General features: G+C 60.1%; 16 protein-coding genes. 9 read left to right on the top strand and 7 right to left on the bottom strand.

The genetic code is table 11. The features are described from left to right. The first annotated feature begins 88 nt into the window (after positions 1-88). The gene (locus JQ631_RS28280; protein ID WP_212332497.1) at positions 89-259 is read left to right on the top strand and encodes a hypothetical protein; all 171 of its coding nucleotides are present in this window, start codon (positions 89-91) and stop codon (positions 257-259) included. 79 nt (positions 260-338) lie between these two features. Beyond that, complete coding sequence (locus JQ631_RS28275) at positions 339-608, top strand: hypothetical protein (protein ID WP_212332494.1); 270 nt, start codon at positions 339-341, stop codon at positions 606-608. A gap of 135 nt (positions 609-743) precedes the next feature. Here JQ631_RS28275 and rfbB read toward each other — a convergent pair whose 3' ends face one another. After that, complete coding sequence (gene rfbB, locus JQ631_RS28270) at positions 744-1,808, bottom strand: dTDP-glucose 4,6-dehydratase (protein ID WP_212332492.1); 1,065 nt, start codon at positions 1,806-1,808, stop codon at positions 744-746. A 12-nt stretch (positions 1,809-1,820) separates the two neighbouring features. After that, a complete protein-coding gene (gene rfbA / locus JQ631_RS28265) occupies positions 1,821-2,702 on the bottom strand; it encodes a glucose-1-phosphate thymidylyltransferase RfbA (protein ID WP_212332483.1) in 882 nt (293 codons plus the stop codon). Between the two features lie 86 nt (positions 2,703-2,788). On the opposite strand from rfbA, the gene rfbC reads away from it, so the two are divergent. The 3 genes from rfbC to JQ631_RS28250 all read left to right on the top strand — a co-directional run bounded on the left by rfbC (position 2,789) and on the right by JQ631_RS28250 (position 4,773). Next, positions 2,789-3,343, top strand: coding sequence for a dTDP-4-dehydrorhamnose 3,5-epimerase (gene rfbC, locus JQ631_RS28260; RefSeq protein ID WP_212332481.1), 555 nt, complete (start codon positions 2,789-2,791; stop codon positions 3,341-3,343). Position 3,344: 1 nt separating this feature from the next. Further along, a complete protein-coding gene (gene rfbD, locus JQ631_RS28255; RefSeq protein ID WP_212332479.1) occupies positions 3,345-4,241 on the top strand; it encodes a dTDP-4-dehydrorhamnose reductase in 897 nt (298 codons plus the stop codon). Positions 4,242-4,350: 109 nt separating this feature from the next. Then, complete coding sequence (locus JQ631_RS28250; RefSeq protein WP_212332477.1) at positions 4,351-4,773, top strand: hypothetical protein; 423 nt, start codon at positions 4,351-4,353, stop codon at positions 4,771-4,773. 77 nt (positions 4,774-4,850) lie between these two features. Here the strand turns inward: JQ631_RS28250 and JQ631_RS28245 are convergent, their stop codons facing one another. After that, the gene (locus JQ631_RS28245) at positions 4,851-5,585 is read right to left on the bottom strand and encodes a metallophosphoesterase family protein (protein WP_212332475.1); all 735 of its coding nucleotides are present in this window, start codon (positions 5,583-5,585) and stop codon (positions 4,851-4,853) included. A gap of 169 nt (positions 5,586-5,754) precedes the next feature. Continuing rightward, positions 5,755-6,033 (bottom strand): hypothetical protein, encoded by a 279-nt coding sequence (locus JQ631_RS28240; RefSeq protein WP_212332473.1) that lies wholly within the window; start codon positions 6,031-6,033, stop codon positions 5,755-5,757. A 344-nt stretch (positions 6,034-6,377) separates the two neighbouring features. On the opposite strand from JQ631_RS28240, the gene JQ631_RS28235 reads away from it, so the two are divergent. Then, the gene (locus JQ631_RS28235) at positions 6,378-7,802 is read left to right on the top strand and encodes an undecaprenyl-phosphate glucose phosphotransferase (RefSeq protein WP_249161184.1); all 1,425 of its coding nucleotides are present in this window, start codon (positions 6,378-6,380) and stop codon (positions 7,800-7,802) included. A 113-nt stretch (positions 7,803-7,915) separates the two neighbouring features. On the opposite strand, the gene JQ631_RS28230 is transcribed toward JQ631_RS28235, so the two are convergent. Beyond that, positions 7,916-9,292 carry a glycoside hydrolase family protein gene (locus JQ631_RS28230; RefSeq protein WP_212332471.1) on the bottom strand — a complete coding sequence of 459 codons (1,377 nt, stop codon included), beginning with the start codon at positions 9,290-9,292 and terminating at the stop codon, positions 7,916-7,918. 27 nt (positions 9,293-9,319) lie between these two features. Between JQ631_RS28230 and JQ631_RS28225 the strand changes: the two genes are divergently transcribed. Genes JQ631_RS28225 through JQ631_RS28215 form a run of 3 tightly spaced genes read left to right on the top strand, consistent with a single transcriptional unit; the run spans position 9,320 to position 12,361 of the window. Next, positions 9,320-10,531 (top strand): glycosyltransferase family 4 protein, encoded by a 1,212-nt coding sequence (locus tag JQ631_RS28225; protein WP_212332464.1) that lies wholly within the window; start codon positions 9,320-9,322, stop codon positions 10,529-10,531. Then, positions 10,528-11,265, top strand: a complete 738-nt coding sequence (locus tag JQ631_RS28220) for a class I SAM-dependent methyltransferase (RefSeq protein ID WP_212332462.1) — start codon at positions 10,528-10,530, stop codon at positions 11,263-11,265. The genes JQ631_RS28225 and JQ631_RS28220 overlap by 4 nt, the downstream gene beginning before the upstream one ends. Before the next feature lie 22 nt (positions 11,266-11,287). Next, a complete protein-coding gene (locus JQ631_RS28215) occupies positions 11,288-12,361 on the top strand; it encodes a glycosyltransferase family 4 protein (protein ID WP_212332460.1) in 1,074 nt (357 codons plus the stop codon). Here JQ631_RS28215 and JQ631_RS28210 read toward each other — a convergent pair. Together JQ631_RS28210 and JQ631_RS28205 are read right to left on the bottom strand one after the other, a co-directional pair. After that, the gene (locus JQ631_RS28210) at positions 12,358-13,479 is read right to left on the bottom strand and encodes an acyltransferase family protein (protein ID WP_212332458.1); all 1,122 of its coding nucleotides are present in this window, start codon (positions 13,477-13,479) and stop codon (positions 12,358-12,360) included. The genes JQ631_RS28215 and JQ631_RS28210 overlap by 4 nt on opposite strands. A gap of 47 nt (positions 13,480-13,526) precedes the next feature. After that, positions 13,527-14,363, bottom strand: coding sequence for a glycosyltransferase family 2 protein (locus tag JQ631_RS28205; protein WP_249161201.1), 837 nt, complete (start codon positions 14,361-14,363; stop codon positions 13,527-13,529). Positions 14,364-14,625 lie beyond the last annotated feature (262 nt).

Genomic DNA, 14,625 nt, shown 5'->3' with positions numbered 1-14,625 from the left:
AGCTGCGTCCATCATGATGTAGACACAACTCGAAGATGAGAATGCCGCGTCACGAAGACAACGCGCTCAGTAGCTGGAAGAATTCCGAATGATGGTAGCTGCGATCCTGATCTCGATCCTCGCCGGCTTTGGTGCCGGCTATGCGATGCGCGCGTGGCGGTCACGCCGACGCCGGGTGCGCCATCCGCTCTACCAGCCTTATGACCCAGCCATGTCCCAGCCGGGTGTCTCGCTCGCGAGGGCGAGGCGTGCATTTTGATGATTTGCAACCGAAGCCATGTGCCGATTGTCTGTGCCCTCGCGCGTCATGCGCGAGCCTCGCTTCGTAGGGCCGTGCCATGACTAGTCTGTCCAACAACGCACCGCGTCGATATTTTGTGGATACGGTGGGCCGGCGCGTCCTGATCGGACTGACGTTGGAGGAAACCTTCGAGTTCGAGCGGCTCGACACCGAGCAGCTGTCTGCAGAGGGCCGACAGGCTGCATCCGACGATGGTCGTGGTTGGGGAGCCATCGCCGATGAGCAGCGCTGGCTAGAGCTCTATGAGAAACACGAGGGTGCCTGGAAAGCGTGGATGGCGCAAAGCCGGATGGAGATCCGGCCTTGATCTGACGATTGGGAGCTGCGCGATCCACGGCTCGTTGGCGCGAGCCGAGTTTTGCGTCGCGTGGTCAGCCGCCGCCGGCACGAGTGAACCGGCGAAGCCAATATTGCACACGACGTCGCGAAGTCGATCCGCCGGTTAGCCGAGGCCGATGCGCTTCTGCTGATAGCCACGATCGAGAATGGCTTGCCACCAGTCGCGATTGTCGAAGAACCAGCGAACCGTTTTGGCCAGGCCGCTTTCGAAATTCTCGTCGGCGCGCCATCCGAGCTCGCGCTCGAGCTTCGACGCATCGATGGCGTAGCGGCGGTCGTGGCCGGGGCGGTCCGAGACGAACGAAATCAGGCCACGCCGCGGGCCCGCCTTGCGCGGCGACATATCGTCCAGCAGGTCGCAAATGCCTTCCACGACGTGCAGATTGGACCGCTCGTTTCGTCCGCCGACATTGTAGGTCTCGCCGACCGCACCGCGCTCGAGCACGAGTGTCAGCGCTTTGGCATGGTCCTCGACGTAGAGCCAGTCGCGGATGTTCTGTCCGTCGCCGTAAACCGGCAGCGGCTCTCCGGCGAGGCCCTTGATGATGATGTGAGGAATGAGCTTCTCCGGAAAGTGATAAGGCCCGTAATTGTTCGAGCAGTTCGTCACCATCGTCGGAAGGTCATAGGTCTCACGCCAGGCGCGGACCAGGTGGTCGGACGACGCCTTGGTCGCCGAGTAGGGCGAGTTCGGTGAATAGGACGTGGTCTCGGTGAAATAGCCGTCCTTGCCGAGCGACCCGAACACCTCGTCGGTGGAGATGTGAAGGAAGCGGAACTGTGCACGGCGGTCAGAAGACAGGGCCCTCCAGTACCGCAGCGCTTCCTGCAGCAGCGTAAAGGTGCCGACGATGTTGGTCTGGATGAATTCGCCGGGACCGTCGATCGAGCGATCGACATGGCTCTCGGCCGCCAAATTCATCACCGCGATGGGCTGGTACTTCTCGAACAGCTTGCGAAGCGACGCCGCCTCGCAAATGCATTGCTTCTCGAATGCATAACGCGGGTTTGCCCGAGCGTCGGGGATCGACTCGAGGTTCGCTGCATACGTCAGCTTGTCGATGTTGACGACGCGCGCTTGGGTGTCGCGCAGGAGATGACGGACGACCGCGGAGCCAATGAAACCCGCGCCACCCGTGACGAAAATCGTGGAGCCTTCGAAACGCATGGATGATCTGCCTCAATCTTGAGCGGCGAAGGAACGTGCCACGGATTGCAGATACTGGCCGTAGCTGCTTTTGGCGGTCTTCTCGGCGACCTTCGCGAAGGCTTGAAGCGAGATATAGCCGCGTCGCAAGGCGATTTCCTCGGGGCAGGCGATGCGCAAACCCTGGCGCTGCTCCAGGATCTGAACGAAGTGACTGGCCTCGACCAGCGAGGCGTGCGTGCCGGTGTCGAGCCAGGCGAACCCGCGTCCGAGCACTTCGACGAACAGATCGCCCCTGGCGAGGTAGGCGTTATTCACGTCGGTAATCTCGATCTCACCCCGTCCCGACGGTTTGATCTCGGCTGCGATGTCGACCACGCTGTTGTCGTAGAAATAGAGGCCGGTTACGGCGACATTCGACTTCGGCTGCTTGGGCTTTTCTTCGATCGAGCGCGCGCGCCCGTCGCTGTCGAGCTCGATCACGCCGTATTGTTCGGGTGAGTTGACGACATAGCCGAAGATCGTGGCGCCGCTCTTGCGTGCCGCGGCCTTGGCGAGCATTTCCGGAAGTCCGTGCCCGTAGAAGATGTTGTCTCCGAGAACCAGCGCGACGGAATCCGATCCCACGAATTCGCGCCCAACGATGAATGCGTCAGCGAGACCACGCGGCGTTTCCTGGGTGGCGTAGGAGAAGTTGACACCGATCTCTGCTCCGTCGCCGAGCAAGCGTTGGAACAACGGTTTGTCTTGTGGCGTCGAGATGATGAGAATGTCGCGAATTCCAGCGAGCATCAGTGTCGACAGCGGATAGTAGATCATCGGTTTGTCAAAAACCGGTAACAGCTGCTTCGACACGACTGTCGTGACGGGATACAAGCGCGAGCCTGTTCCGCCAGCGAGTATAATTCCCTTCATAGGTCCCTCTGGTTTACCACTTCGAAAATATCAGATAGCGTGCGCTGCACAAGATTGATGTGTGTGCGCGGAGCTGAAGTCGCTGGATGAATGTTATCGAGACAGATCTGCCCGAGGTTTTGATCATCGAGCCAAAGCTTTTTGGTGATCAACGCGGCTTTTTCTTGGAGACCTACCAATTCGAGCGTTACGCGCAGAGCGGGGTTGCGCAGCCGTTCATTCAGGACAATCTGTCACGCTCGCGTCAGGGAGTGCTGCGCGGGTTGCACCTACAAAATCCGGGCACGCAGGGCAAGCTCGTCACGGCGCTCCGTGGTCGCGTTCTTGATGTTGCAGTCGATGTCCGTGTGGGTAGCCCAAATTTTGGGCGTCATGTCGCTGTCGAATTGAGCGAGGACAACCGCCGGCAATTGTGGCTTCCTCGCGGCTTTGCTCATGGTTTTGCCGTTCTCTCGGAGACAGCCGACTTCTTCTACAAATGCGATGCGCTCTACAGCCAGAAGGATGAGATCTCCATTCGGTGGAACGATCCGGCGATCGGCATCGATTGGGGGCTCGTTGATCCCTCGCTGTCGGCCAAGGATGCCGACGCACCCTTGCTTGCGGATGTGAAGAATCTTCCGCGTTACGGGGAGATTTGACATGAAGATTCTTCTCACGGGCACCGCGGGGCAGGTCGGCGGAGCTCTGCTTCCGCTGCTTCAGGGACGTGCCGATATCGTTGCGCCGGAACTGGAACAGTTCGATCTGTCACGGCCGGCAGAGCTTGCCGGCAAGCTGGATTCGATCGCGCCGGATCTGATCATCAATCCCGCCGCCTATACCGCGGTCGATCGCGCAGAAGATGAGCGAGAGCTGGCGTTTCGCATCAATGCGGAAGCTCCCAGGGCGATTGCCCAATGGGCCGCGCCCCGTGGCGTGCCGCTGGTGCACTTTTCGACGGATTACGTCTTCGACGGCTCCGGCGATCGTCCCTGGCGTGAGGACAGCACGCCGGCTCCTCTTTCGGTATATGGCCAAAGCAAGCTCGCGGGCGATCAGGCCATTGTCGAGGCGGGTGCCCTACATGTGATCGCACGCACGTCATGGGTGTATGCCGCCTCGGGCGCAAATTTTCTCAAGACCATCGTGCGGCTTGCCGGAGAACGCGAGCAGTTGCGCATCGTTGGCGACCAGATCGGCGCGCCGACGACAGCAAGTACGATTGCACAATCGATGGTTGCAATGCTGCCGCAGAGCGGCGACGATCTTCATAAGACGTTCGAGCAGCGCGGTGGAGTCGTCAATCTGGTCTGCACGGGCGAGACCAGCTGGCACGGCTTTGCGACCGCGATCGTTTCCGGCCTGGAAGCGAGAGGCGCCAAATTCGCCGTGAAGCAAATTGTTCCTATTCGTTCGGACGAATTTCCCGTCAAGGCGAAGCGGCCGTCCAATTCCCGTCTCGATCTCACGCGCCTGCGCGAGCGGTTCGGTATCACGCCGCCAAGCTGGCAGCAGGCGCTCGATCGCGAGCTGGATGCCATCAAGGCGACGATCTGAACGCCGGTTCACAGCGACGTGGCGGAACACAACATTCCGTCCCCTTTAGGCTTTGTTAACCATCCAGGGCCCATTTTCCGGTTTGGCGCCTCGAACCGGAAATGCACGCATGTTTCAGCTCTTCTTGCGGGCCCGCACTCACAATTTCCTGAAGGATCGCTTCGGCGGAGAGCAGACGTTTCGCGCGCGATCGCCGGAGCGCGACGCCGAGACCGATCACACGCGTATTGAAGCCATCATGATCGCGATCGACGAAGCCCTGCATGCGGCGGAGCGTGAGCAATCCGGTTTGAACCGCCGGGTGGAAGACGTGCTGGCGCGCGCCGCCGTGACCATCGGCAACGGCAATGACGAATATCTGGAACGCGAGGCGTTGGACAATCACCATCAGGATCTGTTCGACAAGGAGATCCTGAACGGCCAGCGCAGGCTCAAGGAACTCGGCGCTTCGATCGCCCATTTCAAATTTCTGAAGGCGGCGATGCTTAGCCGGTTCCCGGAATACCGGCCGCCTGCGACCAAGACCAACTGAGCGCTCCGCGCCGGCCAGGCTCTTGTTTCGATACGTGTTCTTGACGTGAACCGTTATTCACTCCGCTCGAAACCGTTCTAGATCGCGAGCATGCTGCTGCCCTGGATCGACAGCAGGGTGAGGTTGCCTGTCGCGTATGCTCCGGTGTCGATATTGGCCCTGTTCTCGAGTAGCTCGGCCTGGCGCACAGGCGTGTGGCCGTGCACCACATATTTCCCGAAGCGCTTCTTGCTCTGGAGAAATTCGTCCCTGATCCACAACAGGTCCTGCTCGCGCTGCTCTGACAGGGGGATTCCCGGACGAACGCCCGCATGCACGAAGAAAAAGTCGCCGCATGTGAATGTTGGCCGCAACTGGCGCAGGAACGCGATGTGCTGCGGCGGCATTATGGACGTGAGCTCGCGCAGCAGATCGGACTGTTCGTCCTTGCTGAGATCGGGCGCTGCCGAGATTCCATAGGACATCAGGGTCTGGACCCCGCCGAACTGAAACCAGTCGGTCGTGCGCGAGGGATCGTCCAGGACTGAGGTGAAATAGGCCTCGTGGTTGCCCTTCAGAAAAACCGTGTTGCGGCGGCGGCTGCGGTCGATCAGGAGATCGAGGGTACGACGCGAATCCGGTCCGCGATCGATGTAGTCGCCCAGAAAGACCTCGATCGCGCGATAGGGCCGGCTGTTCGCCATATCCGCATCGATGACCGCGAACATCTGTTCAAGCAGATGCGCGCAGCCGTGGATGTCGCTGAGGGCGTAAATCCGCACGCCGTTCGGCAGCTTCGGCCGGGGCAGGGTTTGAGGCGGGGTTGTGACCATGGGGTCCAACTCTTGGAGAGAGCTTGGCCCGAGATGTCAATATGCTATCGCGCAATTCGGGTCAGCATGAATGGCTTTTTTTGTCCATGCCGTGTGAACGTCCCTTCGCGCGGCCGTCATGTCACCCGCGCGGCTTGATGAGGCGTCGATTTGGTGTGCGCGCTCAGGGTCAGCCGAAGCTGCGGCTGTCGAACGACGGGGCGGCCTTGGTGCGATACGACGCCGCGCGGGCGCGGATCAGCATCGCGCCGCAGAGATAGCCAAGCTGGAGCATCGTCGCAAAGACCAGGATCGTAACGACCATGTGAGCCGGTCCCTGGCCCTGCCAGGCCCAGACCGCGCCGATCATCGCTGCACCGAGAACGATGGCGGGAGGCAGAATGAAAATCCGGAATCGGCCCCCAAGCAACGATCCGATCAGCAGGCTAAAAACGGCGACGGTACTCACGGCACAACTCCCCCGAAACTGCCGCGAGTGGTAAGCGTGCTGACCTAAGGACGCCTTAAGCAACAGAGTTGAACAACCGTTCAAATACACGCGAAATGATTTGTAAAATTTGCGCGATCTGGCGCAAAGTGCGGCGCGATGCTCAGTTAGATGTCACGCTTGTGACGGCGCTTTGAGCACGTTCGTATGCGTGTGTCGTATTGCAGAAAATCGGTTTGATTATTTCACTGCAGTGCCGCAATGTTGCTTTGTTTGGTTAAGACATTGCCCGAGACATATCGAAGATTGAATCTATCTCCTTGCAATTCTGGATTGCGAGTGCGTGACGAGGCAGCGAGGGTCGGATGGCTGTAGCGACTTATGGTTCGGAAAACTATTATCCGGTTGTATCGAACCGCCGGGGCGCTCTCCAGAGACCCCTCCAGATCGCTCTGATCGGGAGCGACTTCCTCGCACTTCTGCTCAGCTACTTTGCGGCGAACGGCTTGTATCGCCTGCTGGTGGCCGAACAGGATTCGTCCGTCGGCGCTGGTCTCGTCGTCGCTGCGGTGTTCGTGATGATCTCGTATTTTCAGGGCATCTATGATCATCACCGCCTGCTGAATACGCTCTGGCAGCTCCGCAAGACGCTGGCGATCTGGATTGTCTCGCTGACCATTCTCGCGGTTGAAGCGTTCCTGCTCAAATCGTCCGCGGACCTGTCGCGTGGCACCACGCTGCTGTTTGCTGCGACTGGCGGAGTTGCCCTCGGAGGTCTCCGCGTGCTGTGGCGCATCGCCTTGAACTCGAGCTATGCGAAGGGCCGCCTGGTCGACAGGAAGGTCGTGCTCCTCAGCCTGAAGTCGCTCGACTTCACGTCGAGCCGCTTCAAGGATCTCCGCAAGCACGGCTTCAACGTCGTGCGCCATTTCGTGCTTGAGCCGTCTGAGGACGGTGCGGGATGGGACCGTGAGATTCGCGACGTGGTGCGGCAGGCGCGGACCGCAGATGCGGAAGAGTATCTGTTGGTCATCGACTGGGATGAGATGCCTCTGCTCCAGAAGCTGAGCCAGCACCTGCGCGTGGTTCCGCAGCCGATCCGTCTCTTGCCGGACTTTCCGATCGCCGATTTGGTCTCGCGCCCGTTCCAGCCTGTCAGTGGTACCGTCGCGATCGAGATTCAGCGTGCGCCGCTCACCGTCTTCGAGCGGGCGCAGAAGCGTTGCCTCGATATCGGTCTTGCCTCGTTCGCGCTCTTGCTGCTGGCGCCGCTGCTGGTGACGGCCGCGGCCATGATCAAGCTGGACTCGTTGGGGAACGTCATCTTCAAGCAGTCTCGGCGCGGCTTCAACGGCAAGCCGTTCGAGATCTGGAAGTTTCGCTCAATGACGGTGGCGGAGAATGGCCACACCGTCACGCAGGCCACGAAGAGCGACGTCCGCGTCACGCGCGTCGGGCGCGTGCTGCGCCGGACCAGCATCGACGAACTGCCGCAGCTCTGGAACGTCCTGCGCGGCGAGATGTCCCTGGTCGGGCCGCGGCCGCACGCGTTGGCGCACGATAATTATTACGATCCGATGATCAGCAACTATGTCTACCGTCACCACATGAAGCCGGGTCTGACGGGCTGGGCCCAGGTCAACGGTTTTCGCGGCGAAACGCCGACCATCGATTTGATGGAGAAGCGGGTCGAGTACGATGTCTGGTACGTCAGTAACTGGAGCATCTGGCTCGACATCAAGATCATCTTCAAGACGGCCTTGGCGCTGGTCCATCAGGAAGCATACTGACGGCCGCGTTCGACCCTGCGGGGTTCGCTACGCCTCGATCCGATCCCTTGAGTCGACGTTCCGCTACGCCCCGCGACTGGGCCTCGATCGCGGCCCATAGTGGAAGCAGCACATTAGCGAACGACCTTCGCCTTCAAATCGATCGGAGCGGTCGTCGGCAATGTAATCACGACGGGCGTGGGTCCGATCCGTATCGTCTTCGATGCGGACTTCTGTTGGCACAATGGGGCATATTCCGGTTCCGTGCCGTCCGGGAATTCGAGGGTCGCGGAGACCTTCTCTTGCGAAGTCCAGGCAATCAACCGCTTTCCTGCGGAGGTCGTTGCCTCGATCACGGACAGTTCGGGGAGGGGGCGCTCAAGTCTCATGGCGCTTGCGCTCTTGATGATGTTGATCGCCTCGCGGGCTAAACACGCAGCCGGCTTCGGCGCAAAAGCAAAGTCGTACAGGCCAAAGTTATCCTCCAGGGCGCCAGGATCGCGGCCCTGATCCTTCATTTCGTAGAGCCAGGCCCCTTTCAACCAAGGTGTGGCTGCCGTCCAGAGCAGGAACTGCGCGATATTGTTTGCCGCCGCTTGCGTCGAGATCGGACACATTTTCGAAGCCGTAGGCCAGCCAACCTCGGTCACGTAGATTGGGATGTTCGATCCGGCCGAATCGAGCAATTGGCGCAGAGTGCTGACCTGCCGGATCGCAGCCTCTGCGGTCCGGTTGGACACATCCCGCTCGCAATGATTGTAGAGGTGAACGGACAAGCCGCTGGCGCCTTCCAGCGCGCCGGAGCGCACCAGCGCCATCGTCCATTTCCAATCGGGATCCATCCCGACAGCGCCGACCAGGACCTGCGCTTTGGGAGCCACACTGCGTATCCGCGCGAGCGCCTCCTTCGCGAGGGCAGAATAATGGCTCGCCGCGCGTGGATCGCTCGGATCACCTTCGCCGACCAGGAACGGGCGTCCCTGCACGGCGTTCATGTTCCATTCGTTCCAGATCTCGTAGATTGGAGTTCGCTTGGCGGTCGTCAGGACGGCCTTTGCTGCAAAATCGGCGAAGCTCTTCCGGCCGACATCGGTCAGAGGAGGTGCGCCGTCGGGAACGAGAGGATTGGGGTGACCAAGAATCAGCAGCGGCCTTGCCTGGGTCTGATCCAGGAAATCGAATAATTTGAAGGGTTCGCGCGCGACTTGAGTTGTCGTGTCGCCGACCGCCGGGCCAGCGTGAAACAGGCTCCAGGCCAGATCGTCCCTGACTGAATCGAAGGCGTCGGAGCGCAATATCTGCGCAGACTTTTGCGGGGAATAGCCATACTCTCCGCCTATCCCGAAGTGCACACCGACGCCGATGATCGGCCGATCGGTACGTTCGGCCAGCGGCTGCTTGCCAATCGAGAAGGATGTCGCCTCATTGGCAGCATAGATTTTGCTGAAGAGCAGGCCTGCTGCGATGATCGCAAGTGCCAACCCTCTTTTTGCCGCTTTGACCATCTTCATCTCTATTGTGTCAGGTACCGAACGTAGATGCGAATTCTCATCGTTTCAGCTTTCTTTCCGCCCTTTGTCCAAGGCGGAGCTGAACTTTCCGCACGCAATCTGGCGGCATGGCTCCATGCGAACGGTCATGAGGTCGCCGTCCTGACCACATCACCGGCTCCGGCGGACGAGGCGAGGGGAGCGATCGTTGACGGTCTCAAAGTCTGGCGCATTCACATGCCTCGGCCGTATCAGGTGTTTGAAGCCGCTCAAAAGGCCGGTTTACAGAAATCAATCTGGCATCTTCAAGACCATTTTGATCCTCGCAACGACCGGATCATGCGACAGGTCCTCGACGAATTTGTCCCCGACATCGTCAACATTCACGTCCTGCAGGGGATCGGCTGGAATACCCTTCGCGTCATCGGTGGCCGGAACATTCCCGTGGTGTTGACGCTTCACGACCTCAGCCTCGCCTGTGTGAGGATGGCGATGTTCAAGTCCGGCCGGGAGTGCGAGCGCTTATGCGCACCCTGCGCATTTTCGTCGAGAGCAAAGCTGGCTTTCCTCCGCTCGGTCCCGCGGCTGGGATTCGTTTCGCCTTCGCTGGCGATTCTCCGCCGGCTGGCGGCGTTTCAGCCGATCCAGGCCTGGCCTCAGGCGCATATCCTGAATCCCAACAAATCGCCGAGCCCGACGATCGGGAAGAGTGCATCGAGGATCATTCGCTTCATGTATGTCGGACGTCTGCATGAATCGAAAGGGCTGTACGTTCTGCTCCAGGCTCTCGAGCCGTTGTCGGCCCGTCATGAGTTTACGCTGACGCTGGTGGGCACCGGCCCCAGCGAAGACGACCTCAAGCAGCGCTTTGGCCATCATCGCTGGATCGAATTCGCCGGGCACGTCTCGGTCCAGGAGGTTGCCAACCGCATGGCCCAAAGCGATCTCCTTCTCGTGCCATCGATATGGTTCGAGAACTCTCCCGGTGTGATCATCGAAGCGCTCGGGCAGGGTCTTCCCGTCATGGGAAGCAATGCCGGCGGAATACCGGAGCTCGTGATGCACGAGAAAAATGGTATCCTTGTGGAGGCCGGCGATGTAAGAGCCTGGGGTGCGGCGATCGAAGCCATCCTCGATCATCCGGAGCGTCTCGAGGCGTACAAGGACAGCGCCGGCGCGGCAATGCAAGAGTTCAATCAGGACACTTTGGGGCGGCAGGTCGTTGCCTTCTACGAGAGCGTGAGGAGGCAACCGGCATGAACTCTTCCTTGATGGAACAGCCGGCGCCCGACGCAACAAGCCGGTACAGGCAGGACGATTACGCCGTCGACAATCCGAACTGGCACGAGGAAGATGCGCCGTGGAAGGCCGCTCATATCCGCACGATTCTCGATCGCAACAGCCTTCCGTGGCGGACGCTTGCCGACATCGGCTGCGGGACGGGTGCCATCCTCGAGATCCTGTCGAGGCAATATCCGCAATCGAGCTTCGAGGGCTTTGAAGTCTCGCCCTATGCTCACGAACTGTCGCTCAAGCGCGCGTCGGACAATCTGGGCTTCAGCATGGAGGACGCTTTTCAGAGCGGGAAGCAATTCGATCTGACGATGGCGATCGACGTGATCGAACACGTCGAGAATCCCTTCGAATTCCTCCGTGCGATGGGAAAGATGTCCCGTTGGCAGGTCATTCACGTCCCGCTCGACATGAGCGCCCTTGCTGTCGGCCGCGGCTGGGTGCTGCCCACGGCCCGTCGCACGCTGGGGCACATTCACTATTTCTCGCGTGACAGCGCGCTGTCCCTGATTGCTGAATCGGGTCTGGAGACGATCGACTTCTTCTACACGGCCTGGGCGATCGATCAGTCATACAAGACCTGGAAGAAGCGGCTCGCCGCATGGCCGCGGCGCCTGGCGTTTCTCGCTGCGCCCGATGCGACGGTCCGGCTTGTCGGCGGATGGTCTCTCATGGTTCTGAGCCGTTCGAAGCTGCCGTAGGCCTTACGAAGCCGCAAGACGCATGCTTGATGTTTTCATAAACGGTCGCTTTCTTTCGCAGCCCGTAAGCGGCGTTCAGCGATTTGCCGCGGAGGTAGTCAAGGCGATCGATCAGCTGATCGATCAGCGGCAGCTGCCTGATCGTCTCAGTGGCGCGAACTGGACCCTGCTTGCGCCTTCGAATGCGGATGATCGTCTGTCGCTGAAGCACATCCGCATCGCGAAGATCGGAACGCGGACGGGGCACGCCTGGGACCAGATCGATCTCGCCATGGCGGCGCGGAGCGGTACGCTCATCAGTCTCGCCAATTCAGGGCCAGTGCTCCATCGCCGGCATCATATCGTGCTTCACGACGCGCAGGTCTTTCGCCATCCCGAGTTCTTCAGTCGCAGCTATGGACAGTTTCACCGTTGTCTCGGATGGCTCTACGCCAGAACCGCACGCATCATAACGGTGTCACACTTCTCCCGGCGAGAGCTCGCCGATGTCCTGAAGCTTCCGGTCGACGATATCGCCGTCTGTTCAAACAGCGCCGAGCACCTTGCGGGGCTTCCGGCTGACGACACGATATTGCAGAGGCTCGGCCTGGTGGCGGGGCGATATTTTCTGGCGATCGGCTCCAACAAGCCTAACAAGAATATCGACCTTGTAACCCGCGCGATCAAATCTCTCCCCGGGGATTACCCCTTGGTGATCGTGGGCGGCTCCAATGAGCGCGTATTCGGCCGCAACGATGCAACGATCGATGATCGGGTCATCCGTGCCGGGCATATCTCGGACGCGTCCATGGCCGCCCTGTATGGTCATGCGACCGCGCTGGTCTTTCCAAGCCTGTACGAGGGGTTTGGCGTTCCTCCGCTGGAAGCCATGGTGTTCGGGTGTCCGGTGATTGTATCGGACATCGCGGTCCTGCGCGAAGTGTGCGGAGACGCCGCCGAATATTGCAGCCCGACGGATCCCGGACACCTCGCTCGTCTGATGCGAGAGCGGATCGAAAAGGGAGCGCTGACTGACGCCGAGATTGCGCGTCAGTCGACGCGGAGATCGCACTATACGTGGACCTCTTCGGCGCTGGCGATGGTCAACTCCATCTAGTCCGACGGGGACGCTGGCACGTTGCGGCCCGTTCCTTGAATGCCTGAGGCGAGCGTTGTGGTCCCGCCAGAGAGCAAAAGCCTCTGCATCCAGGGAGCCTTCATCACAGGGGCTTCGATCAGGCGATGGAAGACGATCGCTGCCATCTGGCAGATCGCGATGATGGCCACGAAATACAGGGCGCGCGGCGCCGCGATCGTTGCGCTCAGCTTGACCGCGATCTTCGCAAGCAACGAGATCAGCGGATAGTGAATGAGATAGAGCGCGTATGACGCAGCGCCTGCCTCCTCCAGCGGAGCGATCTTCCGGTTGAGGAACGGCATGGAACATGCGCCGTGGATAATTCCCGCTGCGCCCAGTCCAAACAGCAGCAGCTCGCCGTTCGGAGGAATCTGCTTCGACATGGCGAAGTAGAATGTGGTGGCGAAGACGATCAGGCCCGCGAAGAGAAAGTAGGGGCCGCCGGCAGAATATCCGCGTATGTAGAGCCACGCGATGCCGACGCCACATAGAAACAGCAGGTGATTGTTGTTGAAAATGAAGTCGATCAGCCAGCCCTTGTCGTCGAGCAACGCCAGGGGGAGGCCGATGACGCCCCAGGTCACCAGGAGCCAGAACCCGATTCTCCGATTCCAGAGAAAGCAGGCGAACAGGGCGTAGAAGAGAATTTCGTGGCGAAGCGTCCATTCCGTTGCCAGGATCACCTCTTCCTTCACCGGCAAAATCAGGAGCGACAAGACGACGTCGGCGCCGTTCGGCACCCTTGTTGCGAAGCCGAGAAATGACAGGATGATCAGGGGAACGAGCACGATCCAAAGCGACGGATAGATGCGACGAAATCGCTTCGCCGCGAATCGAGCGACCACGCTCCCGTCAGCTTCGGAATCCCGACGATGGGCCAGGTAAATGACGAAGCCGCTCAGAACAAAGAACAGTTGAACGCCGGAATGACCGGCCTTGAACAATGGAAACGTGCTGGCGCCGAAATATTTCGGCAGCACCATGGTCACTTCGCAGTGGTAGGCCACGACGAGCAGCGCTGCGATGGCCCGGATCCAGTTCAACTGCAACAGCTGACCCTGTCGCGGCGCCGGAGCCTTCGGAAGTTCGGTCGTCATGAAGGATCGCTCCCTCGGTCAATTCGCGGCGTGAAGATGCCGAACACTTAATGCCCGGCCCTTCGCTTGGTGATTTTGCCGACGCCGGGCGGCCGGATGAGCGGAACCGAGAATCGGGACCTGAACAGAAGGAGGCTGTGAATATGGGTCCGGCCGGCAAACGTGAGAGGACCGGCAGCGCTTGATCGCTGATGGTCATGCACCAGCTTGGCTCCCGGCATGCCCTTGATCTTGTGTCCCGCGCGCCAGAGGCGGGCACAGAGGTCAACATCCTCCATATAGAGGAAATAGCTCTCGTCCATTCCACGAATTTGCTCGAACGCGGAACGCCTGACGACGAAGCCGGTCCCCATGACCCATTCCGCATCGAATGGCTCCCCGGTCTCCCATGCGTCCATCATCAGGTGCTTCTTGGCGCGCTGGGGCACCATCGCCCCGATCCAGTCCACGCGCCGGGCGAGGACGTCGAACACCGAGTAAAAGCGCCGAGCCGAATACTGCCGGCTGCCGTCGGGATTGACCAGGTCCAGCCCGACCAGCGCGGTTTCGGGACGCCGCTCCATGTAGTCCACGACGGCCGCGACGCTGTTGAATTCGAAATAGGTGTCTGGATTGAGGATCAGAAGATAGTCGGCCGTCGCCTTCGCGACGCCCAGATTCACGCCGGCTCCAAACCCGCCATTGCGGTCGGCGGCGATGAGCTGGATGTCAGGCAGCGCCTTGCGAATCTCCGCGACGGAATCGTCTCCGGAAAAATTGTCGACGACCAGCACGCCATCCCGGTCCACCACCCGATGCTCCAGCATCGATTCTATGCAGCGAACGGTCAGTTGCGGGGTTCTGAAGTTGACGATGATCGCCTGGAGCTTACTCGGGCAGCTCATTGAGCGAAATTCCTGCAGAGTGAGAACAGTCGCAAATCGTCGATCCGGGCGGAACGATCCAGAATGGTCGGGCACATCATCCTGACGTTCCGGCTGACAAAGGTGCCGGTCATCAGATCTCTGCCTTCCATGGCTTTAGGTCACGGCTCATATCACAATTCCTGGGAACACCATGCGACAAACGCCATCGCGAGGCGTCTCTTTTAGTGTCATCTTCTGCATGAATTTGATGCAGATCGTTCTTGCACGATCGCCTGTCGGC

Source organism: Bradyrhizobium manausense (assembly GCF_018131105.1).
GTDB lineage: Bacteria > Pseudomonadota > Alphaproteobacteria > Rhizobiales > Xanthobacteraceae > Bradyrhizobium > Bradyrhizobium manausense_B.
The sequence above is the reverse complement of the archived record's forward strand: the minus strand, read 5'-3'. Positions and strand labels throughout refer to the sequence as shown.